This is a genomic window from Pantoea trifolii (genome assembly GCF_024506435.1).
GTDB lineage: Bacteria > Pseudomonadota > Gammaproteobacteria > Enterobacterales > Enterobacteriaceae > Pantoea > Pantoea trifolii.
On the sequence record NZ_JANIET010000001.1, the window covers coordinates 3308776 to 3333625 of the forward strand.

Consider the following 24850-nt stretch of genomic DNA (forward strand, 5'->3'; position numbering starts at 1 on the left):
CTATCCTCTTTTACGTCGTTGGGCGGCGTTATTCCGCTGCCCCGCACTCTCCTGCATAGACATCACTACGCCCGCGAATTCTTTCATTACGCGGCGATAAACATCGCGCTTGAAAGAGACCACCTGACGTACCGGATACCAGAAGCTAACCCAGCGCCAACCATCAAACTCCGGCGTGCTGCTGTGCTGCACATTGATTTCCGCGTCACTACACATCAACTGCAGAAGAAACCACTTTTGTTTCTGGCCGATACACACCGGCTTTGTGTCCCAACGCACCAAACGTTTTGGCAACTTGTAGCGTAACCAGTTTCGGGTTGAAGCAAGTATTCGAACATCTTTGCGGTGTAAACCCACTTCTTCGAACAGTTCGCGATACATCGCCTGTTCAGCAGTTTCACCCGGATTGATGCCTCCCTGAGGAAATTGCCAGGAGTGCTGTCCAAAGCGCCTGGCCCACAACACTTGTCCTTGCCTGTTACAGATTACGATACCAACATTCGGGCGGTAGCCATCATCATCGATCACTGGACTACCTCAAAGCTAAATTTGAATAGCCTGATTGTTTCACACTCCTTACAGGCGGTAAACCACTGGATAGCGGGCCGCAGGCGGAATAAAAACAGGATAACTCACAGAGATTAGCCAAGTTATAAACAGACGATCCCATTTATCGGCGATCTTATTCACGTTTTCTGTGGATAGCTTTGTGCAGAACACGGGAATGAGTTGAATAACCACTTCGGATAAATCTCATCGCTCAGCATAATAGCGGCGATAAATACGATATATTTCATCGATATAAAACTTATTAACCGTTAAATCACTATCAGGATCAACGGTTATCCTCCGCTCGGTTTTTTCGATCGGTTAAAGATCCATCACCGACGTTTTTATCCACAGAGAATGCCCTAAACCTGGTCAAAGAAAGGAAAAAAAGCGTTCAAAACACTAAAGTCAAGGCTGTAAATGGAAACAGGGGTACGAACAAAGGGGTGTTACCCCACTTTTCTGTGGATAACCAGGTTCAACACCTGTTCATTGTCGATAACAAGCTGGGATAACCTGGCCATATCATCGGATGGCCCCATTCCATTGGAATAAAAAAGCATGCTGAATCATGCTATTATCACGGTTATTCAACTAACTGCCATGTGGACAAACCCGACCCGCGTTTACTGTTCACTCTTCAACCAATGTGAGTTTTAGCATGCACTCCTCACCGTTATTGCCGTCACCACCTGAAAACGAAGCGGAATTACTGCAGCGCGCACAACAGCTGGCGGGACAGACCTTTGCCGCGCTGGCGGCGCAGATTAACCTGCCGATTCCCGCAGATTTGAAACGCGACAAAGGCTGGGTTGGCATGCTGTTAGAGCTGCATTTGGGCGCCAGCGCTGGCAGCAAAGCTGAGCAGGATTTCGCCCATCTCGGCATTGAGCTGAAAACTATTCCGGTTGATGCGCAAGGCAAACCGCTGGAGACCACCTTCGTGTGCGTCGCGCCATTAACTGGCAATAGCGGCGTGACCTGGCAAACCAGCCATGTGCGGCACAAACTGGCGCGAGTGCTGTGGATCCCGATCGAAGGCGATCGTACCTTGCCTTTGGCCGAGCGCCGCGTCGGTTCGCCGCTGCTGTGGCATCCGAGTGAAGAAGAGGAGCAACAGCTGCGTGAAGACTGGGAAGAGTTGATGGATATGATTGTGCTCGGTCAGGTGGAGCGCATCACCGCACGTCACGGTGCCTGGCTGCAGATCCGTCCTAAAGCCGCCAACAGCAAAGCGTTGACCGAAGCCATCGGCGAACACGGCGAGCCGATCATGACGCTGCCGCGCGGCTTTTATCTGAAGAAAAGCTTCACCGGTCCGCTTTTGGCGCGACATTTTTTACTGTAAATGCATATTGCTGCCGATAATTTTAGGAATGATGCGATTACTCCTAACGACGAAAGCATTTATTACTACACTTTTGCTGTTGAAGTCGCGAGAAGGAGATAAGAATGAAAGGGTTGGTGAGTGCAGTGGGTTTAGCGTTGGTGGCGCTGTTATTGAGTGGTTGTAGCAGTGATTACGTCATGGCGACCAAAGATGGCCGCATGATCATGACAGATGGCAAACCCGCCATCGATAAAGAGACCGGATTGGTACAGTACACCGATGAGAAAGGCCATCAGATGCAGATCAATGGTGATGAGGTTTCAACCATCATTGAGCGTTAAGTGCCAAATTGCCCTGCCTGCACGCGTTTTCCCTTTGTGCAGGCGATTTCCCGAACTTTCCCCTCTTCCTTCCGCGCCGCTTCACACGCTATAGTCCCAAAGGACACAACATTCCCTTTCATAATGAAAAAAGGATGCCGGCAAATGCACTATCACCGTATTCCCCATAGCACGCTGGAAGTGAGTCAGCTGGGGCTTGGAACCATGACGTTTGGTGAGCAGAACAGCGAAGCCGACGCCCACGCACAGCTTGATTACGCGGTTAGCAGTGGTATTAACCTGATTGATACCGCGGAAATGTATCCGGTGCCGCCGCGCCCGGAAACTCAGGGATTAACCGAACAATACATTGGTAGCTGGCTGAAGAAGCGCGGCAGCCGTGACAAAATCATCCTCGCCAGCAAAGTGGCCGGTCCGGTACGCGGCGCGGATGCGTCGATTCGCCCGAACCAGGCGCTGGATCGCAAAAACATCCGCGAAGCGCTGGATGCCAGCCTGAAACGCCTGAATACCGATTATCTCGATCTCTATCAGCTGCACTGGCCGCAGCGTCAGACCAACTATTTCGGCAAGCTGGGTTATCAATACACCGATTCCAGCGTGCCGGTGACGCTGCTGGAAACGCTGGAAGCGCTGACCGAACAGGTGCGCGCCGGTAAGATTCGCTACATTGGCGTGTCGAACGAAACCGCGTGGGGCGTGATGCGTTACCTGCAGCTGGCTGAAAAGCATGAGCTGCCGCGTATCGTCACCATCCAGAATCCGTACAGCCTGCTGAACCGCAGCTTCGAGGTTGGTTTAGCGGAGATCAGTCAGCATGAAGGCGTTGAGCTGCTGGCTTATTCCAGCCTGGCATTCGGTACCTTGAGCGGTAAATACCTGAACGGTGCGAAACCCGCCGGTGCGCGCAATACGCTGTTTAGCCGCTTCACCCGTTACAGCGGCGATCAGTCCAATCAGGCGATTGCTGCCTATGTTGCGCTGGCGAAGAAGCACAATATGGATCCGTCGCAGATGGCGCTGGCGTATGTGCGTCAACAGCCGTTTGTCGCCAGTACTTTGCTGGGCGCCACCACGCTGGAGCAACTGAAGATTAACGTTGAGAGTTTCAATCTGACGCTGAATGCTGATGTGTTAGAGGAACTGGAAGCGATTCATCGCCAGTTTACCTATCCAGCCCCGTAAAACCGTAGGGTCGCCATTCATGGCGACCTTTTTAATTACCGTACAATCCACCGCACCTTCTACCGCCGCCCTTTCCACCACAACACCGCAATCGCCACGGCGAAAATCGCGCCGAATCCGACGCCGGTCGCCACCGCAGGCGCGCCCAGCTTAATCGCCACGGTATACAATCCCAGCATCAGCAGCATCGCGGTATTTTCACCGAGATTCTGCACCGCAATCGCGTTGCCTGAACCCACGGACTCCTTGCCGCGCTCCTGCAGCAGCGCATTCAGCGGCACTACAAAGAAACCACCCAGCGCACCAATCAACATCAGCACCAGATAGGCATTCAGCAAGCTGGTTTGCAACGCGAACACCACCACCATCACGCCAATCAGCACACCGGCAGGCATGCAGCGACGCACGGTTTGCAGCGTCACCAGTTTTGCCGCCGCAGCCGCGCCAATCACGATGCCAATCGCCACCATCGCATTCAGCGTGGTCGGGGTTTTGTTGTCGCTGATGCCAAGCGCCACCGGTACCCACAGCACCAGCAGGAAACGCAGCGTCACGCCCGCGCCCCAAAACAAACTGGTACCGAGCAGCGAGAAACGCGTTTCGCCGTTACGCCACAGCAGCTTCGTGGCCGTGACGAAACTGCGCAGCATGGCAGCAAAATGCCAGCTCTGGCCCGGACGCGCCGCCGTCAGGCGCGGAATAAAGATGTTCGCCACCACCGCCATCGCATAGGTCATGGCACACACCACCAGCGCGGCGACCAGGTTCCAGTCCGCCAGCATCCCGCCCGCCACCGAACCCAGCAGAATCGCTGCAATGGTCGAACCTTCCATCAAGCCGTTGGCTTTGACCAGGCGTTCACCGCTGGTGATCTCCGTCAGGATGCCGTACTTGGCCGGCGAATAGGATGCCGCGCCAATCCCCACCAGCGTGTAGCCAAGGAACGGATTGAAGCCGAAGCAGATGGTCAGCGCGCCCAGCAGCTTGAGGCTGTTGGCGAACATCATCACCCGACCTTTGGCGAAGCTATCCGCCATCTGCCCAACGAACGGCGCGAGCAGAATGTAAGTAGCGACAAACAGCATTTGCAGGATCGGCTGGCTCCAGTCCGGATAGAACTGGTTTTTCAGCACCGCCAGCGTTACGAACAACAGCGCGTTGTCGCCAAATGCCGAGAAGAACTGCGCCACAATCACCGCCAGCATGTTGCGTGACATTAGCGGTGCATCGTTATTTAACGCCTGGCTCATGCTTGCTCCTGTTCCGCCAGCTGCTTGAGGCTGACATAGTCCGGTTTGCCGCTGCCCAGCATCGGCAGCTGTTTCATCACGCGGATATCGCGCGGCACCGCCAGTTCTGGTGCGCCAATCTCACGTGCTGCTTTCAGCAAGGTATCGCGCCCCAGTTCGCTGTCGGTAGTAAACAGCACCAAAGCTTCACCCCGATTACCGTCCGGACGCAGCGATGCCGCATGCTGTTTCTCGTTGGAGGCTTTCAGCGCAATCTGCTCCACAATTTCCAGCGACACCATCTCACCGGCAATTTTGGCAAAGCGTTTCGCACGCCCCTGAATCTGGCAGAAACCGCCTTCATCAAAGCTGACGATATCGCCGGTGTCGTACCAGCCTGCTTCCATCTCGCCTTCGCCGTTATCGGCGACCGGCACTTCCAGCACGCCTGGATTTTCCACGCGCAGATACCCGTTCATCACGTTTGGACCGCGCAGCTGCAGGCGACCGCCCTGCTCAATGCCCGGCACCGAAATCAGACGCGAATCCATGCCCGGCAGAATGCGGCCGACAGTGTGATTTTTCGCCGCCATCGGCACGTTGATCGCCACCACCGGCGCACACTCCGTCACGCCGTAGCCTTCGAGAATACGGATGCCGTATTTCTCCATGTAGATCTGACGCGTCGCTTCCTGCAGTTTCTCCGCGCCTGCCACCACATAGCGCAGACGCGCAAAATCGTAAGGGCTGGCGAAACGCGCGTAGTTACCGAGGAAGGTTGAAGTACCAAACAGCACGGTGCAGTTACGGTCGTAAACCAGCTCCGGCACGATGCGGTAATGCAGCGGGCTCGGATAGAGAAACACCTGCGCGCCGGTCAGCAACGGGGTAAACAGGCCAACGGTTAAACCAAAAGCATGGAACAGCGGCAGCGCCGACATAAAGCGGTCGCGCGGGGTGAAATCCGCCACGGTACGAATCTGCTCAACGTTCGCCAGCAGACTTTTATGCGAGTGCACCACACCTTTGGGATGGCCTTCCGAACCGGAGGTAAACAGCACCATCGCCGCATCTTCCGGCTGCTGCGCCACCAGCGCACGGCGCGGCATCAGCAGATGCGCCACAATCCACAACTTGTCCTGCAGCGTAACGGTATCTTTCAGATCTTCCAGATAGATCCACTGCACTTCGGTCAGTCCCTGCGGCAAGTGCCACAGGTTGCCTTTTTCGAGGAACTGCCGCGAGGTAAAGACAGTTTTCACCTGCGATGCGGTCAACGCCGCACGCATGCCATTCACACCTGCGGTGTAGTTGAGCATCGCCGGAATGCGGCCGCGCAGCGAAGCACCGAGAATCGCCGCCGCCGTCACCGTGGCGTTCGGCAGCAGCAGACCGACGTATTCACCTTGCTGGCTGTAGCGCTCCAGAATGCGGCCCACGCCAAGCGCTTTCTTCAGCAAACCGGTGTAGCTATCCGGTTTGAAGTTGACGTCTTCGATACACGGCTTCATCGCGCCATAACGCTGACGCGCATTGAGGAAAGCCTCGAACAGCGTCTCACGCGGACGCACTGCCATGCGGGCTTCCATCATCACATGATGAAGGTGCTCGCCCGCCAGCGTGCGGCGATCGCGCGCGCGTTTGGCGTCAGGCATCGGGATTACCGTTGGCGGCAGCACCGTTAAGGTGATGCGTGGGAACAGGCGGCGTTTAAACACGCCCGCCAGACGACCAAACGGTGTATATTCCGCGCCTTCGATACGCATCGGCACCACGGTGGCACCGGATTTCGCCGCCACAAAGCCCGCGCCGCTGTAGATCTTCATCAGCGATCCGGTCACGGTGATGCGCCCTTCCGGGAAGATTACCACCGGACGGCCCTGATTGATCATGCGCACCAGATGTTTGATCGACATCGGCTTGGTGGGATCGAGCGGAACGAAGTCGATAATCGGCTTCAGCAGACGCATAAACCATTGATCGCTGATCGACGAATAGACCGCGAACACCGGTTTGATCGGCAGAAACAGCGCCACCAATACGCCATCGAGAAATGACATATGGTTGGGGGTGATCAGCACTTTCTCTTTATGCAGTGCCGCGAGGTCGCCGCGCAGTTCCACACGCCACAGCAGGCGGAACAGGAAACGGAAAAAAGTCAGTAGCATGCCAGCTCCTTAGCAGTCGTAAAAAATGGCTCTTACGATGCAGGATCTGGGGATTTTCGACAAGTGGCGCGGTGATTTAAACGCAATTGCGGTTGTAGAGCCGCCATTCATGGCGTTAAGCACAGAGCGACTTTCGTTCGCCTCGTGCTGATGCAGTTGCAGCACCTTCGTGCGGCGACCGAGCAGAGGACGCATGGCCGCGCCCTCTGCACTCCCGGGCCTTGCGCCAGCCCAACCCGCCGCTTCGCGGTGCCTTCACTTATTCACGATTCCTGACGGACCGGTGGCGATTCGCTCCTGCTCAACGCCACCTCTCACCGCATCCATGCGGCTCGCCCTGGAATCCCTCATTCGCTCAGCGGTTTGGGATGTCGCCTCAACACCCGCGCTGCAGCATCAATGTATTATTTTGACTCACAGTCGCTGCAAATTCCGTAGGGTCCGCCATTCATGGCGACCTGGTTTCACCGCGCATCCATCTGCCAGCCGCCGCCCAGCGCCGCGATCAGACCAACGCTGCTCACCCATTGCGTGCTCTGCAGCGACAGCAAACTCTGCTGCGCACTCAGGCTGCTGTTTTCGGTGGTGGCGACGTCGAGATAGTCGATCATCCCGGCGTCATACTGATTGCGCGTCACGCGTGCCGATTCCTGCGCTGCGTCGGTGGCCGCCTGCTGCGAGGCGATTTCGCCCTGCAAGGTGTTCAGCTGCACCAGATAATCTTCCACTTCCCCCATGCCCGTCAGCACCGACTGGCGATAGCTGGCGACGCTGGCATCATAGGCGGCGCGCGCCTGTTCCACTTTCGCTGAGGTGGCACCGAAATCTAACAGCGTGCCGCTCAGTTCCGGCCCCAAAGACCAGACGCGATCAGGCAGCGAGAACAAACTGTTGATCGCCGATGAACTCACGCCGCCGCTGGCGCTCAGCGTCAGATCAGGATAGTAACCGGCAATCGCCACGCCAACCGCCGCATTTGCCGCAGCGACGTTGCGCTCGGCATAGGCGATATCAGGACGGCGCTGCAACAGCTGCGACGGCACGCTGTTCGGTATCGCGGGCATCGCCGCCTCCAGCTTCGCCACCGGCAAGGAGAAATCCGCCGGTGCGCGGCCCAGCAGCAGCGCAATCGCGTGCTCCATCTGTGCACGCTGCCACTGATAATCCTGCGCTGAGGCGCGGGCGCTCTCCAGCTGCATCTGCGCCTGCGCTAAGGTGGCGCGCGATTCGCTGCCCGCCGCGTATTTATTTTGAATCACGGTTAAATAGCGCTGATAAGCATCGATACTGCGCTGAAAGAGCGCGATTTTCTCGTCGATGATGCGCAGTTGGAAATAGTCCTGCGCCAGTTCGGACTGCGCGCTCAAGGTGATATTTGCCAGCTCGGCTTTGCTGGCTTCGGCGCTGGCGTTGTTCTCCTCCAGCGTGCGCCGCAGTTTGCCCCACAAATCCAGCTCCCAGCTGGCGCTGAGTTCGGCGGCATGGCTGTTGCTAACGCTGCGTTGTCCGGTAGCGCTGGCGCGGCTGCCGCTGCGCGTGCTACTGGCATCGTAGCCCACCGACGGCAACAACGCCGCGCGTGATTGCCCGGCCAGCGCCTGCGCTTCGCGGTACTGCGCGGCATAAGTGGCGACGTTCTGATTGGAGATGCTCACCTGCTTCAGCAGGCTATCCAGCGTGGCATCGTGATACACCTGCCACCAATCCCCTTTGCTGGTTGCATCCTGCGGCGTCGCCTGCGTCCAGCCTTTGGCTTCTTTGAAATGGGTCGGCATCGCCATCGTCGGGCGCTGATAATTGGGGCCAACCGCGCAGCCCGCCAGCAGCATCACGGTGAGCAACGGCGTTATTTTCAGGGACATTTTCATCTATCGGGATTCCACATGACGCAACCGCAGCCACTGACGTTGCGTGGCGCGGCTCAAACGATCAAGCCAGAGATAAACCACCGGCGTAGTAAACAGCGTCAGCAGCTGGCTCAGCGCCAAACCACCGGCAATCGCCAGCCCGAGCGGGCTACGTAAGTCGGCATCGCCGCCGCTGCCCAACGCCAGCGGCAGCGCGCCGAAGAACGCCGCCAGCGTGGTCATCATGATCGGCCGGAAACGCATCAAACAGGCTTGGGTAATCGCCTGCTGCGGCGTCATGCCTTGACTGCGCTCGGCGTGAATCGCAAAGTCGATCATCATGATGGCGTTCTTTTTCACGATACCGATCAGCAGGATGATGCCGATCAGCGCGATCACCGTCAGCTGCGTGTTGGTGAGCAGCAACAGCAGCAGCGCGCCCACGCCCGCCGACGGCAGCGTCGAGAGAATGGTGATCGGATGGATGTAACTCTCATACAGCACGCCGAGCACGATATACACCGCCGCCAGCGCCGCGATAATCAGCCACGGCATGGTGGCGGTAAGCTGGGCGAACGCGGCGGCGGTGCCAGCAAAACCGGCCTGAAGGGTGGAGGGTAAACCGAGCTGCGCCATCGCCTGCTTAATCAGCGCCTGCGCCTGCTCCAGCGACACGCCATCATTCAGGTTGAAGGCGATGGTGCTGGTGGCGGATTGGCCCTGATGCGCCACCGACAGTGGTGCGTTGCCGCCGGTGAAGCTGGCGAACGCCGCGAGCGGCACGCGATCGCCGCTGTCGTTAATCACGTACAGCTGCTGGAGAATCGCCGGATCGCGCGTGTAGCTATCCTGCAGCGACATCACCACATGATACTGATTAAGCGTGTGATAAAGCGTGGCGACCTGACGCTGGCTGAAGGCGTTATTCAGCATTGTGTCGAGCATCTGCACGTTCACGCCAAACCGTTTGGCGCGGTCGCGATCGATGTTGATCACCACTTCCTGACCGCCGGTTTGCGCATCAGAATCGACGCTATTCAATTGCGGGATCGCCGCCAGCGCCGCCTGCACTTTTGGCGTCCATGTGCGCAGCAGATCGAGATCGTCGGCCTGCAAGCTGTACTGATAGGTGGCGTTGGCACTGCGCCCGCCGATATGCAGATCCTGCGCCGCCATCAGGAACATCTGCGCGCCGGCGATATCGCGGGTTTTCATACTCAGGCGGTTGGCCACTTCGGTGGCGGTGGCATCGCGCTTGTCAAAATCTTTGAGCCGCACGAAGAAGTTGGCGCTGTTGCGCGAGCCGAACATGCCGCTGCCCATCGACGACATCACGCTCTCCACCGCCGGATCGGACTGGATGATTTTGGTGAACTGCAGCATTTTCGGCTTCATCGCCTGGAAGGAGATGTTCTGGTCAGCGCGCAGCGCGCCCATCAGCAAGCCGGTATCCTGATTGGGGAAAAAGCCTTTCTGCACCACGGAAAACAGGAACAGATTGAGCAACACGGTCAGCACCAGACTGAACATCGTCAGCTTTTGGTGCGCCATCACCCAAGCCAACCCGCGCGAGTAAGCCGCCAGCAACGCGTTAAGTTGGTTTTCGATAAACTGATACAGCGGATGTGGGCGTTGAGTGACTTTGGGCTTTGGCTTTAACAGGCGCGCGCACAGCATCGGCGTCAGGCTCAGCGAGACAAACATCGAGATCAGCAGCGATACCGTCAGCGTGACGGCAAATTCGCGGAACAAGCGTCCGACGATGCTGCCCATCAGCAGAATCGGGATAAACACCGCAATCAGCGACATAGTCATCGACAGCACGGTAAAACTCACTTCCTGCGCGCCACGCAGCGCCGCGCGCAGCGGACTGAGCCCTTCTTCAATATGGCGCGTGATGTTTTCCAGCACCACAATCGCGTCATCGACGACAAAACCGGTGGCGATAATCAGCGCCATCAGCGACAGATTATCGAGGCTGTAACCCAGCAGATACATCACCGCGCAGGTACCAATCAGCGAAACCGGCAGCGCCAGCGCCGGGATAATCACCGCCTGCACGTTGCGCAGAAACACAAACACCACGCCGATCACCAGCAGCATCGCCACCAGCAGCGTCTCTTCGGTGTCGTACAGCGAGGCGCGCACCGTCGGCGAGCGATCCACCACCACTTTCAGTTGCGTATCGGCGGGCAGATCTTTTTCCAGCGCCGGTAGCTGTGCTTTGATGGCATCAATGGTGTCGAGCATATTGGCACCGGCCTGGCGCTTGATGCCCACCATCACCGACGGCATAGCGTTGAGGAAACCGGCCTGATACTGATCTTCCACCGAATCATAAACGGTCGCCACATCATGCAGCCGCACTGCTTTGCCCGCTTTATAGGTGACGATCAGATCCTGATACTGCGCGGCTTTATCCAGCTGGCCGTTGCTGTCCACCACCCATGACTGGCTGCTGCCCTGCAAAATCCCTTTCGGCTTATTGGTGGTGCTGTTGGCGATGGCGCTGCGCACCGTATCCAGCGAAATGCCGTACTGCGTCAGCTTCAGCGGCTGTAGATCGATACGCACCGCCGGTAAGGCGCTGCCCATCAGCGACACTTCGCCCACGCCTTTCACCTGGCCCATCGCCTGCTCGATTTTGCTTTCGGCCAGATCGTAAAGTTCGCCTGGCGTGCGCGTGGCGGAAGTCAGCGCCAGCATCACAATCGGCGCATCCGATGGATTGGCTTTGCGATAGGTCGGCAGCGACTCCATCGCGCTCGGCAGCAAACTGCGCGCGGCGTTGATCGCCGCCTGCACGTCACGCGCCGCGCCGTTGATGTCGCGATCGAGATCAAACTGCAAAATCACGCTGGTCGATCCCTGCGAACTGCTTGAGGTCATCTCGGTGACACCGGCGATTTGCCCCAGCGAACGCTCCAGCGGCGTGGCGACGGTGGCCGCCATGGTTTCCGGGCTGGCACCGGCCAGGCTGGCGCTTACCATAATGGTGGGGAAATCCACCTGCGGCAGCGGCGCCACCGGCAGCAGCCGATAGCCCAACGCGCCCAGCAGCAGGATCGCCAGCGTCAGCAATAACGTGGCAACCGGGCGGAAGATAAACAGCCGGGTGAGGTTCATCGCTCGCCTCGCGCCTGCTGCTGCTTGCGCTGCATGTAGCGCTTGCCGCGCTGCGCGATGCCATCAAACCACAGGTAAATCACCGGCGTGGAGAACAGCGTTAGCACCTGGCTGACAATCAAACCGCCGACAATCACCAAACCCAGCGGCTGGCGCAGCTCAGCACCGGAACCGGACGCCAGCATCAGCGGCAGCGCACCCAGCAGCGCCGCCATGGTGGTCATCAGAATCGGGCGGAAGCGCAGTAAACAGGCCTGATGAATCGCGTCGCGCGCGCTCATGTGCTGCGTGTTTTCCGCCTCCAGCGCGAAGTCGATCATCATAATCGCGTTCTTCTTGACGATACCGATCAGCAGGATCACGCCAATCAGCGCGATCAGGCTGAACTCGCTGCCCGCCAGCAGCAGCGTCAACAGCGCACCGACCGCCGCCGACGGCAGCGTCGAGAGAATGGTCACCGGATGAATAAAGCTCTCGTACAGAATGCCGAGCACCACGTACATCGTGATTAATGCCGCCAGAATCAGCCACAACGTATTGCCGGTGGCGCTCTGGAACGCCGAGGTTTCGCCCTGATAACGCAAGGTGATGCTCGATGGCAGATTGAGCTGCTGCGTCACCTCGGCGATCGCCTTCTGCCCATCCTCCAGCGAATAGCCGCTGTTGAGATTGAATGACACCATTACCGCCGGGAACTGATTAAGGCGCATGTGCATTAGCGAACCGGTGCGCTGGTGAATGGTGGCGATGGAAGTAAGCTTCACCATGCCGGTGGTGGTTGTGGTGGTGTCATCCGTGGAAGACGTGGTACTGCTGGTCACCGGCAAATAGACATCATCAAACGAAGCTGGCGATTGCTGGTACTGCGGCGCCACTTCCAGCACCACGCGATACTGATTGGCCTGGGTAAAGATGGTCGAGACCAGACGCTGACCGAAGCTGTTATACAGCGCGGTATCGACGTCGGAGGCGGTAATGCCGTAGCGCGCCGCTTTATCGCGGTTGAGTTCGACGTAAGCCACACGCCCTTGATCCTGCAGGTTGCTCACTACGCCGTTAAACTCCGGACGCTGCTGCAAGGCGGCGACCATCTTCGGCGTCCAGCTCACCAGGTTTTCGCTGTCGGCATCATCCAGCGTGAATTGATACTGGCTCGGCGACACCTGATCGTTGACGGTCAAATCCTGCGCCGGTTGCAGATAGAGCTGAATGCCCGCCACCTGCTGCGCCGCCTGTTGCAGCTGTTTGATCACCACATCGGCTTTGTCATCGCGATCGCCAAATGGCTTGAGGTTGATCTGGATGCGCCCGCTATTCAGGCTGGTGTTGCTGCCATCAATACCGATGGTTGAGGACAAACTCGCCACCGACGGATTTTGCAAAATCACCTTCGCCAGCGCCTGCTGCCGCTTCGACATCTCGCTAAACGACACATCCTGCGACGCTACGGTGACGCCCTGAATCATCCCGGTATCCTGCGTCGGGAAGAAGCCTTTTGGGATGGCGATATACAAAAGCGCGGTGAACGCAAAGGTCGCCAGCGCCACCAGCAGCGTCAGCTTCTGATGGTTCAGTACCACCGTCAGCATGCGGTCGTAGCCGCGCACCAGCTTGTCGAACAGCTCGCCGCCTTTACGCGAGAAGCGCGACTGTTTTTCCGGCGGAATGTGCTGCAACAGATAGGCGCACAGCATCGGCGTCAGCGTTAGTGACACCCCCATCGACACCAGAATCGACACCGCCAGCGTGATGGCAAATTCGCGGAACAGCCGCCCGACCACATCGCCCATAAACAGCAGCGGGATCAGCACCGCAATCAGCGAAAAGGTCAGCGAGATAATGGTAAAGCCAATCTGCTGCGAGCCTTTCAGCGCCGCCTGCATCGGCGTTTCGCCCTCTTCCAGCCGGCGAGAAATGTTCTCCACCACCACAATCGCATCGTCAATAACGAAGCCGGTGGCGATAGTCAGCGCCATCAGCGACAGGTTATTCAGGCTGAAGTCGGCCAGATACATCACGCCGAAGGTGCCAATCAGCGACAGCGGCACCGCCACGCTGGGAATCAGCGTCGCCGCCACGTTGCGCAGGAACAGGAACGTCACCATCACCACCAGCGCCACCGACAGCATCAGCTCAAACTGCACATCGCTAATGGAGGCGCGAATGGTTTGCGTACGGTCCGACAGGATGCTCATCTTCACGCCGTCCGGCAGCGCCGCCTGCAATTTCGGCAGCTGCGCTTTGATGCTGTCCACCACCTGAATCACGTTGGCACCGGGCTGGCGCTGCACGCTGATGACAATAGCCGGGCTGTTGTTAGCCCACGCCGATTGGAAGCTGTTCTCCGGCCCTTGTTCGATATGCGCGATATCTTTCAGCCGCAGCGCCGCGCCGTTTTGATAAGTGATGATCAGATTGCCGTACTCATCGGCGGTGCGCAGCTGATCGTTGGCGTCGATGGTGACCGAGTGATATTTGCCGTCGAAGCCGCCTTTCGAGCCGTTAACGTTGCTGTTACTGATCAGCGTGTTGACGTCTTCCAGCGACAGCTTGTGCGCTGCCAGCGCTTTCGGGTCCATCTGCACGCGAATCGCCGGTTGATGGCCGCCCGCCAGCGTCACCATGCCGACGCCGTTAATCTGCGACAGCTTGAGCGCCACGCGCGTGTTCACCAGATCCTGCACCTGGGTCAGCGGCAGCGTGTCGGAACTCACCGCCAGCGTAATCACCGCCGTATCAGCCGGATTGACCTTTTTATAGGTCGGCGGATTGGGCAGATCGCTCGGCAGCAAATTATTGGCAGCGTTGATCGCCGCCTGCACTTCCTGCTCGGCGACATCCAGCGACAGATCGAGGCTGAACTTCAGCGTGACGATCGACGATCCGCTTGAGCTGGTCGACGTCATCTGGCTCAAACCGGCCATTTGGCCGAGCTGGCGCTCCAGCGGCGAGGTGACGGACGACGCCATCACATCCGGGCTGGCACCGGGATAGAGCGTGGTGACCTGGATGGTCGGGTAATCCACCTGCGGCAGCGCCGAAGTAGAAAGAAAGCGATAGGAGAAGATCCCGGCGATCAGCACGCCGACCATCAGCAAAATGGTGGCGACCGGACGCTGGATAAACAGGCGAGACGGATTCATTTGGCCTCGACGGTCGCGGTGGTTTTGCGCTCATCCGCCAGCTGCACTTTGCTGCCGTTGGTCAGGCGATCGATGCCTTCGGTCACCAGACGATCGCCCGGCGCCACGCCTTTGAGGATCGCCTGCTGATCTTCACCAAACGTTGGCCCGGTGGTGACCGCTTTGCGCGTCACGGTGTTGTCTTTATTGATGACAAACACGAAGCTGCCGTCGCTGCTCAGCTGCAGCGCCTGCGCCGGGATCACCGTGGCGTTTTTCAGGATGTTGGTTTGCAGTCGCAAATTAACGAACTGATTGGCAAACAGCGACTCGTCTTCATTCGGGAAGGTGGCTTTCAGCTCAATGGTGCCGGTGGCGGTATCGATCTGGTTGCTGATGAACTTCACCTCGCCCTGCGCCAGCGCGCTGCTGTTGTCCTGATCGTAGGCGGTGGCGGGCAGGCTTTGTCCGCCGTGCAGCGCTTTGGTCAACTGCGGAATGTTGCCCTGCGGCACGCTAAAGGTCACGGCGGCGGGCTGCATCTGCGTCACCACCACGATGCCGGTGGTATCGGTGGTTTGCACCATGTTGCCGGGATCGACCAGACGCAAACCGACGCGTCCGGTGATCGGCGAGATGATGCGCGCGTAATCGATATCCAGTTTAGCGCTGGCGATCTGCGCTTCATCGGCGGCGACCGCGCCTTTGTATTGGCCGACGGTGGCAGTTTGCGTATCGAGATCCTGGCGCGACAGCGAGTCCTGCGCCGCCAGTTTCTGATAGCGCACCAGCGTTAACTGCGCGCTTTTCAGCAACGCCTGATTCTGATTGAGATCGCCCTGATACTGCGCCAGCGTGGCTTGATAGCTGCGCGGATCGATCTGCGCCAGCAGCTGTCCGGTGCTGACTTTCTGTCCTTCGGTGAAGAACACCTTTTCCAGCTGACCGGCGACGCGGCTGGTGACGGTGACGCTGGCATTGGGGATCACCGTGCCAAGCGCGTTGAGATAATGCGGTACATCGGCAGTCGTGGCGACGCCGCTGTGCACCAGCGTTGCGCCGCCCATCATCATCGCCATGCCCGGCGGGCCGCCCGCGCCACCGCGATGACCGCCGCGACCGCCCTTCTCGCCGCCCGGCGGCATGCCGCCATGCCCGCCGACCACGCGCCAGATCACGCCCGCCACAATCAACAGCACAACCAACAGGAGCAGCCATTTCAGCCAGCGAGAGAACGTGGAGCGGGAAGCGTTAGGAGTCATCAGGATCTTCAAGTCAGCAAGAAAAAGGAAAGTCCCCGGTAAAACAGGGGATTATTTCAAAGGGAAACCATCACTGCGCGCATTATCGGTTGAATGCCCGCGCGAATTCCATACGCGAACCGTAAGGGTTTCGTTAAGGCAATTACGATTTCCAGCCGCCGCCTAACGCCTTGTAGAGGGTGATTTTCTGGCTCAGCTGGCCCAGATGCGCGCTGATCAGCGACTGCTGCGAACTGTAAAGCGATCGCTGGGCCACTAACACATTGAGATAATTGTCTACGCCTTGCCTGAAGCGCAATGCGGAGTAGTCGTAGTCGCGCTGATTGGCGCCAACCTCCTGTTGCAGCGCCGTCAGCTGATCCTGCCATGTGTCCTGCCCGGCCAGCGCATCGTTCACCTCTTTGAAGGCGGTTTGAATCGCTTTCTCGTAATCAGCAATGTCGATGCGTTTTTCGATATGCGCGATATTCAGGTTGGCCTCGTTTTTACCGCCGTCAAAAATCGGCAGATTAATCGATGGCATAAATGACCATGCGCCAGTGCCGCCGCCCAACAGGCTGCCAAGCGAACTGCTGGTGGAGCCGCCGGACGCGGTCAGCGTAATGCTCGGGAAGAAGGCGGCACGCGCCGCGCCGATATTGGCGTTCGCCGCCTTCAGCGTATGCTCCGCCGCCATGATGTCCGGGCGACGCGTCAGCAGATCCGATGGCAAGCCAGCCGGCGTGGCTGGGAACTGCCAGTTGGCGTCCAGCGTGGCGTGCGACAGCAGCGTGGCGGGCAGATCGGTGCCGACCAGCAAGCGCAGCGCATCGACATCCTGCCGCACCTGCCGCGTATAACTCGCCACGTCGGCCTGCGCCGCGCGCACCGTGCTTTCAGCCTGCGCCAGATCCTGATCGCTGCTGGCACCGCCGTCGTAGCTGAGTTTGGTCAGGTGATACGACTCCTGCTGGCTTTGCGCAGTACGTTGCGCCAGATGCAGCAGATCGTTATCCGAACTCAGCGTTAGCCACGCCGTCGCCACTTCCGCAATCAGCGAGATACGCGTGGCGCGCTCGGTGGCGGCGCTCGACAGATAGGTTTCCTGCGCCTGATCGCTCAGGCTTTGCAGGCGGCCAAAGAAATCCAGCTCCCACGAGGTCACACTCAAACCACTGTTCAGCTCGTGATAGGTCACCGCGCCGCTGGTTTTGGTGTTGTAGAGATTGGCCGGTTCATGCGCCGAGGTCTGGCTGGCCGTGGCGTTGATCGACGGCATCAACGCCGCGCGCTGCACCGTGACGCCCTGCTGCGCCTCTTGCACATTCAGCGCCGCCACGCGCAGGTCGCGGTTGTTGTCGAGCGACAGCTGAATCAGGTTGCGCAGCGTGACGTCAGTGAAGAAGTTCTGCCACGGCAAATCCGCCACGTTGCCGACCGGTGTCGCCTGATCGTATTTCTCATCCACCGGCAGCGCCGGGCGCTGATAATGCGGCGCCAGCGTACAACCGGCCAATGCCAAAGTCAGCGGCAACAGCGCCAGACGGAAATTACTAATGTTCATTTTTAACCACCTCTGCGGATGTTTGTTTCTTGCGCGCAAAGAACTGCGAAACCACCACGTAAAACATCGGCACAAAGAAAATGGCGAGGAAAGTCGCGGTGATCATCCCGCCCGCTACCGCCGTACCAATCGAGTGCTGACTGCCAGCGCCCGCGCCGTTGGAGATGGTCAGCGGCAGCACGCCGAGAATAAACGCCATCGAGGTCATAATGATTGGACGGATACGCAGCCGCGCCGCTTCCACCGCCGCTTCCACCAGCGTTTTGCCCTCACGCTCATGCAGCTCTTTGGCAAACTCTACGATCAAAATGGCGTTCTTCGCCGCCAGCCCGACCGTGGTGAGTAAGCCAACCTGGAAGAACACATCGTTCTGCAGGCCGCGCAGTAGCACCGCGCTGATGGTGCCAAGAATGCCGAGCGGCACCACCATGATCACCGAGAACGGAATCGACCAGCTCTCGTACAGCGCCGCCAGACACAGGAACACCACCAGAATCGAGATCAGATAGAGCTGCGTGGTTTGGCTGCCGGAGGCTTGCTCCTCATACGAAATGCCGTACCACTGCACGCGGAATCCGTGCGGCAGCTGCTTCGCCAGCTGCTCCACCGCTTTCATCGCTTCACCGGTACTTTGGCCCGGCGCGGGCGATCCGAGGATCTCTTCGGCGGTTAAGCCGTTAAAGCGTTCAAAGTGCGGCGAGCCATACACCCATTTACCCGAAGCAAAAGCGGAGAATGGCACCATGGTGCCGCTGCTGTTGCGGAAGTACCATTTGTCGAGATCGGACGGCGTGACGCGTGAGTCCGCTTTGCCCATCAGATAGACCTCTTTCACGCGGCCGTTATACATGAACTGATCGATGTAGCTGGAGCCCCAAGCCACCGACAAGGTGTTGTTGATGTCGGTCATGCTCAGGCCAAGCGCGCTGGCCTTCTCATCATTGATCTCCAGCTGATACTGCGGCTCATCTTCCAGCCCGTTAAGACGCACCTGCGCCAGATGCGGATCTTTGTTCGCCAGCGAAATAAGCTGGTGCGCGGCATCCATCATCTGCTGATGGCTGTGCGCGCCGGTATCCTGAAGATAGAGGTCGAAGCCGGTTGCGTTGCCCAGCTCCATCACCGCTGGCGGCACCATGGCGAAGATTTTGGCGTTCTGATAGTTGGCGAAGTGCGCCATCACGCGGTTCGCCAAATCCTGTACGCTTTGCCCGCTGTGCGTGCGGTCGCCCCAATCTTTCAGGCGCACAAAGGCCATGGCGTTGCTCTGACCGCGACCGGCAAAGTTAAAGCCCGCCACGCCAAAGGTGGTGGTCACCACCGACGCTTCGTTCTGTTGCAGATAGGCGTTGAGATCGTTGATGACCTGCTGAGTACGCTGCGACGACGAGTTCACCGGCAGTGTGATTTGCACCATCATCAAGCCCTGATCTTCGCCCGGCAGGAAGGTGGTGGGTACGCGGGTGAACAAAAAGCCCGTCACGCCGACAATCACCAGATAGATCACCAGGAACAGGCCGCGACGGGAAATCACTTTGCTGACGCCGTTGGTGTAATGCATCGCCCCGCTGTCGAACTTGCGGTTAAACCAACCGGCGAATCCGGTGGTTTTGTGCTCCGCCGCCGCCGGTTTCAGCAAGGTGGCGCACAGCGCAGGCGTGAAGATCAGCGCCATGATCACCGACAGCGCCATCGCCGAAACGATGGTGACCGAGAACTGGCGATAAATCACACCGGTCAATCCGGAGAAGAACGCCATCGGCAGCAGCACCGCCGACAACACCAGCGCAATGCCAAACAGCGCGCCCTGAATCTGCTGCATCGACTTGATGGTGGCGGCTTTGGGATCGAGATGCTCTTCGTGCATCACTCGCTCGACGTTCTCCACCACCACAATGGCGTCATCCACCAGCAACCCGATGGCGAGCACCATACCGAACATGGTGAGAGTGTTAATGCTGTAACCAAACGCCGACAGAATGCCGAAGGTGCCCAGCAGCACCACCGGTACCACCAGCGTGGTGATCAGCGTAGCGCGCAGGTTTTGCAGGAAGATCAGCATCACGAAGAACACCAGCACTACCGCTTCGATCAGCGTTTTCACCACTTCTTCAATCGAGGCGCTGACCACCGGCGAGGTGTCGTACGGGTACTGAATTTCGACGTTATCCGGCAGCGAATCTTTCAGGTCGGCGATGGTTTGGCGCACCGCTTTGGCGGTATCCAGTTCGTTAGCGCCGGTTGCCAGACGCAGCGCGATACCGGCGGCCGGTTTGCCGTTCATGGTGGCGTCGATGCCGTAACTTTGCGGCCCGAGCGCTACGCTAGCCACATCTTTCAGCCGCACCTGCGAGCCGTCGCTGTTCACTTTCAGCAGCACATTCTCAAACTGCTTCACGGTGGTGAAACGGGTTTTGCCGAGGATCGTCGCCTGGGTTTTTGCGCTCTGAATGGTCGGCAAACCGCCGAGTGAACCGGACGACACCTGCACGTTCTGGTTATCAATCGCGGTAGTGACATCGCTCGGCATCAGATTGTATTTATACAGCTTGGCCGGATCGAGCCAGATGCGCATCGCGTATTCGGATCCCAGCACCATGAAGTCGCCGACGCCCGGCGTACGCGAGATCGGATCTTCCAGTTTCGACACCAGCATGTCGGCCAGATCGCCGTTGGTCAGCTTGCCGTCTTTGGCGATCAGCCCAATGACCATCATGAAGTTTTTCTGGTACTTACGGATACGGATGCCTTGCTGCGTGACATCGGTGGGCAACTGCGACTCCGCCAGCGACACGCGGTCCTGCACCTGAACCTGGGCGATATCGGGATTGATGCCCTGATTAAAGGTGGCGATGATCTGCGCGCTACCGTCCGAGGCGCTGCTCGACTCCAGATAACGCAAACCATCCAGGCCGTTCAGCTGCTGCTCAATCACCTGCACCACGGTGTTTTGCGTGGTTTCGGCGCTGGCGCCCGGATAGGTCACCGAGATGGAGACCGCCGGCGCGGAGATGTTAGGATATTGATTGACCGGCAAACTGATAGCGGCAATCGCGCCCACCAGCATCACGATAATCGCGATAACCCAGGCAAAAATTGGACGTTCAATAAAAAACTTCGACATGCCGCCTCCCTATTGCGCTGCTGCGTCAGTCATCGAAAGACTCACCGCATTGGCGGATGGCGTGTCATTGGTGTTGGCAGCGGTAGTGGTGACTTTCACCCCGCTGCGCACGCTTTGCAGGTTGTTCACCACCACGTTTTCCCCTTGCTGCAGGCCCGACGTTACCAACCATTCGCCTTTGATCATCTCGCCGGTGTGGATGCTGCGCTGCTCAATGGTGTTGTCGCTTTTCACCACATAGACATACGGCTGGCCTTTGGTGTCATGCATGATCGACTCTTGCGGCAGCAAAATGCCCTGCTGCTGAATGCCCTGCGGGAAGCTGGCGTGCACGTACATGCCAGGCAGCAGTTCGTTGTGTGGATTCGGGAACACCGCGCGCAGCACCACGGTGCCGGTGGCGGTATCAACATTCACTTCCGAGAACGCCAGCTTGCCTTGCTCGGCGTACTGGCTGTTATCTTCCAGCGACAAGCCCACTGCGGCGGTGTTGTCGGCCACTTTGGCGATTTTGCCGTCGGCCAGCGCGCGGCGCAGACGCAGCAGATCGGTGGAGGATTCGCTGACATCGACATAGATCGGATCAAGCTGAGTGATGGTGGCGAGATAATCGGTTTGCCCGTTGGTGACCAGCGCACCGGCGGTAAACAGCGAGCGGCTGATGTGGCCGGAAATCGGCGCTTTCACCAGCGTGTAATCGAGATTCACCTTGGCGGTTTCCACATCGGCCTGCGCTTCACGCGCGGCGGCAACCGCATCGTCGTAGATTTGCTGGCTGATGGCGTGCGCGTTGGCCAGCGGCTGATAGCGTTTCACCACCATTGCATCGTTCTGCCAGGTCGTCATCGCTTTGTCGTAGGCGGCTTTATAGGTGGCCGGATCGATTTGATACAGCGGCTGGCCGGCTTTCACTTCACCGCCCTCAGTAAACAGGATTTTTTCAATCACGCCGCTCACCTGCGGACGCACCTGCGCAGTTCTCACCGCCGTGGTTCGGCCTGGCAATTGGCTAACAAGCGTAACGGGTTGCGCTTTCAGGTTGACCACGCCCACTTGCGGGGTGGCGGATGCGGCGGGCTTTGCTCCGCCCTGGTCACAGGCTGCCAGTAAAAACACCACGCTGGCAGAAAGAATTTTCAGGCGCATAGTTGTTCTCTAAAAGATAGGAAGGGAATAGTCACGAAGGTAATGACTCAAAAAGTCATTGTAGGGAGGCGGGTTAAGCGAGGTTGTTAAGGTTGCGTAAAATATATTTTCCAAAGGAAAATGGTAAACCTTTCGTGCCATAAATCGTTGGTGTTTTTGGCTTTTTGCGGTTTTTTGATGGCAATTCCGTCCGTGCATATCGCACCCGTAGGGTCGCCATTTAGGGTGACCGTTCCGGAGGCCGCACAGTACGGTCATTGGCAAGGTCGTCATGAATGACGACCCTACGGTTAACCTTTGGGTTCGATGCCGCGGCGGCGCAGCTCGCAGCGTGCCAGCTCTTTTAACCAGCACGACAGCGTAACGTTGTCGTCTTCGGTCACACTGCGCAGCTGTTCATGCAGCTCCGGATGAATACGTAACTGAAACGCCGAGGATCGGCCCTCGCCTTTTGGCGTGCGGTCTTTGGTTTTTGGCATTGCGGGTGGCCTCAACGAATCGCAAAAAAAAATCGCCCCCTAAAGCGCTACCAACACTGTAAGGGGCTAGCGAACCGCCATGGAATGCGACATCGCGGTGCGTTACATACAGGTTACACAACCCGATATTTTTATGTTGCCGGGGAAGTGTTAAGACTCAGACAAGAGGTGTGAGCGAGTTCGCTCGGCAGTAAATAACAGGCAAAAAAAACCCACGCATCTGCGTGGGTCGGTGTAATAACAGGGTACTGCCAAAGCAGCTTGTTTCACACCCATCAATACCTCTGGGATGTCCATATTGGCACCGTTGAGCCGGTGAAAGACAGGTGCAAAAAGCAACGGTGTTTGGGGAAGTGAAACGAGGTGTGAATATTCTCCACACCTCACTTACACTTTTGATTTAACTAAGATTTATCTGAAGAAGGTTTACTGTAGATCGCGTCAGGTGCCACGTTCATGTGCTTGAGTACCGGGCCCATGATGTTGCCGAAGATCGGTGCCGCCACCGATCCACCAAAGTGATCGCCAGCAGTAGGATGGTTGATCATCACCACCAGCGCCACTTCCGGATGGCTGGCAGGCGCGATGCCTGCGGTGTAGTTGATATAACCGCCATCGTACTTGCCGCTGGTGCCCATCTTCTCTGCGGTACCGGTTTTGGTCGCCAGACGATAACCCGGCACCGCCGCTCTAACACCGGTGCCGCCTGGCAGCACGTCGCTCTCCAGCATATGCACCACGGTTTGCACCACCTGCGGATTCGCCACCTGTTTGCCTAACACCGGCGGCGTCACTTTAGTGATCGACAGCGGACGATAGACGCCGTAAGAGCCGAGCGTGGCGTATTCACGCGCAATCTGCAGAGGCGTAACGCGCAAGCCGTAGCCAAAGGCGAAGGTGGCGCGTTCGATATCGGCCCAGCGCTCGCGATGCAGCGGGAAGTAACCGACGCTCTCGCCGGTCAATCCCAGCCCGGTAGGTTTACCCAGACCAAACGCCTGATAGGTATTAACCAGCGCTTCAGCGGGCATTGCCAGCGCAATGTGCGAGACGCCGATGTCACTCGATTTCTGCAGGATGCCGGTCATGGTGAGGCGCGGCCAGTGACCGACGTCGCGGATCAGGTGGCCGTTAACGCTGTACGGCGTGGTATCGATCACCGAGTCGGCGCGCACCAGATGGCGCTCCAGCCCTTCCATCACCACAAGCGGCTTCACCGTGGAGCCAGGTTCGTAGCTGTCGTTGATCGCCGAGTTACGCATCTGCGCCGGCGTGGCGTTTTCATAATTGTTCGGGTTGAACGACGGATAAGAAGCCATCGCCAGAATTTCGCCGGTGTCGATTTTCACCAATACCGCCGCGCCCGAATCCGCTTTGTTCAGCAGTACGCCGTCGCGCAGTTTGCTGTAGAGCGTGAATTGGTCGAACTTGTCGATGCTGAGCTGCACGGTTGGCGGCTGCTGTGGCGGCTGGTAATCGATCATCGCAATGATGTTGCCTTCGCCATCCTGACGATAAACCTCTTTGCCGGGATCGCCCTGCAGCACATGGTCGAAGCCTTTTTCGATGCCATTCAGGCCGTTGCTGTCGGCTCCCACGATACCAATCAGCGGCGCGGCCGCTTCACTCATCGGATAGAAACGGCTGTCGTTATACACCGAACTGATGCCTTTCAGTTTCAGCTCGGCGATATCTTTAGCGATGCCGAGTTCGATTTTACGGCCCAGATAGAGGAAACGTTTTTTCGGGTTGGCGGTAATGGCCGCGCGCAGATCTTCCGGACGCTGATTGAGCGCCGCCGCCAGATACGCCCATTTGGCGCTGGTGAAATCGGGATTCGCCTCCAGCACGCGCATTGGATCGGCGATGATGTCACGCGCCGGAACGCTCAGCGCTAACGCCTGGCCGTCGCGATCCAGCAAGGTGCCGCGATTAGTCGGCAGCGTCACGGTACGCAGCGAACGCTGATCGGCTTCGTGCTCTAGCATCGGATGCTTGATCAGCTGTAGGTCACCAACGCAAATCAGCAACAGCACCAGACAGCAGAAAACGCCAAGGCAAATCAGGCGAAAACGAAACGGGTTAAAGGGCGCTTTTATCTGGTCTTTTCCCAGAAATTTTTTTATTTGAGGCATGGCAATCCGCTGCTGTAAGTGAATCTGAAGCTTATTGCTTGCAGTTATAAAGAAACGTAAAGCGAGTTGACAGGAAAACTGTGTTTCGATTCGTTAAGCAAAAAAAAAACCTGCGCATCTGCGCAGGTCGGTGTAATCAAGAAAACTTTTTGATGTTCACCCATCAATACCTCTGGGACCCTGACTGTAGCAAGGCGGCACGCTGGGAAACCATCTCCTAAACGCAACAGTTACCGGCAAAATGTAACCAGCGATGAGATTATT

15 protein-coding genes are annotated in these 24850 nt (G+C 57.9%); 3 read left to right on the top strand and 12 right to left on the bottom strand.

Features of this window, described 5'->3' with window-relative positions:
- On the bottom strand, positions 1-528 hold the full coding sequence (gene rppH, locus NQH49_RS15360; protein ID WP_007890933.1) for an RNA pyrophosphohydrolase: 528 nt from the start codon (positions 526-528) through the stop codon (positions 1-3).
- A 682-nt stretch (positions 529-1210) separates the two neighbouring features.
- Here rppH and mutH point away from each other — a divergent pair.
- The 3 genes from mutH (at position 1211) to NQH49_RS15375 (ending at position 3405) form a co-directional block, all read left to right on the top strand.
- Positions 1211-1897: a DNA mismatch repair endonuclease MutH gene (gene mutH / locus NQH49_RS15365; protein ID WP_256697266.1), complete on the top strand. Its 687-nt coding sequence runs from the start codon at positions 1211-1213 to the stop codon at positions 1895-1897.
- A 104-nt stretch (positions 1898-2001) separates the two neighbouring features.
- Positions 2002-2220 (top strand): YgdI/YgdR family lipoprotein, encoded by a 219-nt coding sequence (locus NQH49_RS15370; protein WP_256697267.1) that lies wholly within the window; start codon positions 2002-2004, stop codon positions 2218-2220.
- 144 nt (positions 2221-2364) lie between these two features.
- On the top strand, positions 2365-3405 hold the full coding sequence (locus NQH49_RS15375) for an NADP(H)-dependent aldo-keto reductase (RefSeq protein ID WP_256697268.1): 1041 nt from the start codon (positions 2365-2367) through the stop codon (positions 3403-3405).
- A gap of 59 nt (positions 3406-3464) precedes the next feature.
- Here NQH49_RS15375 and lplT read toward each other — a convergent pair whose 3' ends face one another.
- The 11 genes from lplT to NQH49_RS15430 all read right to left on the bottom strand — a co-directional run bounded on the left by lplT (position 3465) and on the right by NQH49_RS15430 (position 24586).
- Positions 3465-4655: a lysophospholipid transporter LplT gene (lplT, locus tag NQH49_RS15380; RefSeq protein WP_256697269.1), complete on the bottom strand. Its 1191-nt coding sequence runs from the start codon at positions 4653-4655 to the stop codon at positions 3465-3467.
- Positions 4652-6802 (bottom strand): bifunctional acyl-ACP--phospholipid O-acyltransferase/long-chain-fatty-acid--ACP ligase, encoded by a 2151-nt coding sequence (aas, locus tag NQH49_RS15385; RefSeq protein WP_256697270.1) that lies wholly within the window; start codon positions 6800-6802, stop codon positions 4652-4654. The genes lplT and aas overlap by 4 nt, the downstream gene beginning before the upstream one ends.
- A gap of 464 nt (positions 6803-7266) precedes the next feature.
- A complete protein-coding gene (locus tag NQH49_RS15390; RefSeq protein WP_256697271.1) occupies positions 7267-8670 on the bottom strand; it encodes an efflux transporter outer membrane subunit in 1404 nt (467 codons plus the stop codon).
- On the bottom strand, positions 8671-11775 hold the full coding sequence (locus tag NQH49_RS15395; protein WP_256697272.1) for an efflux RND transporter permease subunit: 3105 nt from the start codon (positions 11773-11775) through the stop codon (positions 8671-8673).
- Positions 11772-14918 carry an MdtB/MuxB family multidrug efflux RND transporter permease subunit gene (locus NQH49_RS15400; protein WP_256697273.1) on the bottom strand — a complete coding sequence of 1049 codons (3147 nt, stop codon included), beginning with the start codon at positions 14916-14918 and terminating at the stop codon, positions 11772-11774. Before NQH49_RS15400 ends, NQH49_RS15395 begins: the two co-directional genes overlap by 4 nt.
- Positions 14915-16159: an MdtA/MuxA family multidrug efflux RND transporter periplasmic adaptor subunit gene (locus NQH49_RS15405; RefSeq protein WP_256697274.1), complete on the bottom strand. Its 1245-nt coding sequence runs from the start codon at positions 16157-16159 to the stop codon at positions 14915-14917. The genes NQH49_RS15400 and NQH49_RS15405 overlap by 4 nt, the downstream gene beginning before the upstream one ends.
- Positions 16160-16301: 142 nt before the next feature.
- The gene (locus tag NQH49_RS15410; protein ID WP_256697275.1) at positions 16302-17702 is read right to left on the bottom strand and encodes an efflux transporter outer membrane subunit; all 1401 of its coding nucleotides are present in this window, start codon (positions 17700-17702) and stop codon (positions 16302-16304) included.
- Entirely contained in the window at positions 17692-20826 is a 3135-nt protein-coding gene (locus tag NQH49_RS15415; RefSeq protein ID WP_256697276.1) for an efflux RND transporter permease subunit, read from the bottom strand. Before NQH49_RS15415 ends, NQH49_RS15410 begins: the two co-directional genes overlap by 11 nt.
- Positions 20827-20835: 9 nt before the next feature.
- On the bottom strand, positions 20836-21972 hold the full coding sequence (locus NQH49_RS15420) for an efflux RND transporter periplasmic adaptor subunit (protein WP_256697277.1): 1137 nt from the start codon (positions 21970-21972) through the stop codon (positions 20836-20838).
- A gap of 290 nt (positions 21973-22262) precedes the next feature.
- The gene (locus NQH49_RS15425) at positions 22263-22451 is read right to left on the bottom strand and encodes a YlcI/YnfO family protein (RefSeq protein ID WP_256697278.1); all 189 of its coding nucleotides are present in this window, start codon (positions 22449-22451) and stop codon (positions 22263-22265) included.
- A 404-nt stretch (positions 22452-22855) separates the two neighbouring features.
- A complete protein-coding gene (locus NQH49_RS15430) occupies positions 22856-24586 on the bottom strand; it encodes a penicillin-binding transpeptidase domain-containing protein (protein ID WP_101761978.1) in 1731 nt (576 codons plus the stop codon).
- Positions 24587-24850: the final 264 nt, after the last annotated feature.

What these genes read in the sequence shown, in the direction of transcription:
- NQH49_RS15400 (WP_256697273.1), bottom strand. Translation starts at nt 14,918, where the DNA reads ATGAATCCGTCTCGCCTGTTTATCCAGCGTCCGGTCGCCACCATTTTG.
- aas (WP_256697270.1), bottom strand. Translation starts at nt 6,802, where the DNA reads ATGCTACTGACTTTTTTCCGTTTCCTGTTCCGCCTGCTGTGGCGTGTG.
- NQH49_RS15415 (WP_256697276.1), bottom strand. Translation starts at nt 20,826, where the DNA reads ATGTCGAAGTTTTTTATTGAACGTCCAATTTTTGCCTGGGTTATCGCG.
- NQH49_RS15410 (WP_256697275.1), bottom strand. Translation starts at nt 17,702, where the DNA reads ATGAACATTAGTAATTTCCGTCTGGCGCTGTTGCCGCTGACTTTGGCA.
- NQH49_RS15375 (WP_256697268.1), top strand. Translation starts at nt 2,365, where the DNA reads ATGCACTATCACCGTATTCCCCATAGCACGCTGGAAGTGAGTCAGCTG.
- NQH49_RS15395 (WP_256697272.1), bottom strand. Translation starts at nt 11,775, where the DNA reads ATGAACCTCACCCGGCTGTTTATCTTCCGCCCGGTTGCCACGTTATTG.
- NQH49_RS15420 (WP_256697277.1), bottom strand. Translation starts at nt 21,972, where the DNA reads ATGCGCCTGAAAATTCTTTCTGCCAGCGTGGTGTTTTTACTGGCAGCC.
- NQH49_RS15425 (WP_256697278.1), bottom strand. Translation starts at nt 22,451, where the DNA reads ATGCCAAAAACCAAAGACCGCACGCCAAAAGGCGAGGGCCGATCCTCG.
- NQH49_RS15430 (WP_101761978.1), bottom strand. Translation starts at nt 24,586, where the DNA reads ATGCCTCAAATAAAAAAATTTCTGGGAAAAGACCAGATAAAAGCGCCC.
- lplT (WP_256697269.1), bottom strand. Translation starts at nt 4,655, where the DNA reads ATGAGCCAGGCGTTAAATAACGATGCACCGCTAATGTCACGCAACATG.
- NQH49_RS15370 (WP_256697267.1), top strand. Translation starts at nt 2,002, where the DNA reads ATGAAAGGGTTGGTGAGTGCAGTGGGTTTAGCGTTGGTGGCGCTGTTA.
- mutH (WP_256697266.1), top strand. Translation starts at nt 1,211, where the DNA reads ATGCACTCCTCACCGTTATTGCCGTCACCACCTGAAAACGAAGCGGAA.
- NQH49_RS15405 (WP_256697274.1), bottom strand. Translation starts at nt 16,159, where the DNA reads ATGACTCCTAACGCTTCCCGCTCCACGTTCTCTCGCTGGCTGAAATGG.
- NQH49_RS15390 (WP_256697271.1), bottom strand. Translation starts at nt 8,670, where the DNA reads ATGAAAATGTCCCTGAAAATAACGCCGTTGCTCACCGTGATGCTGCTG.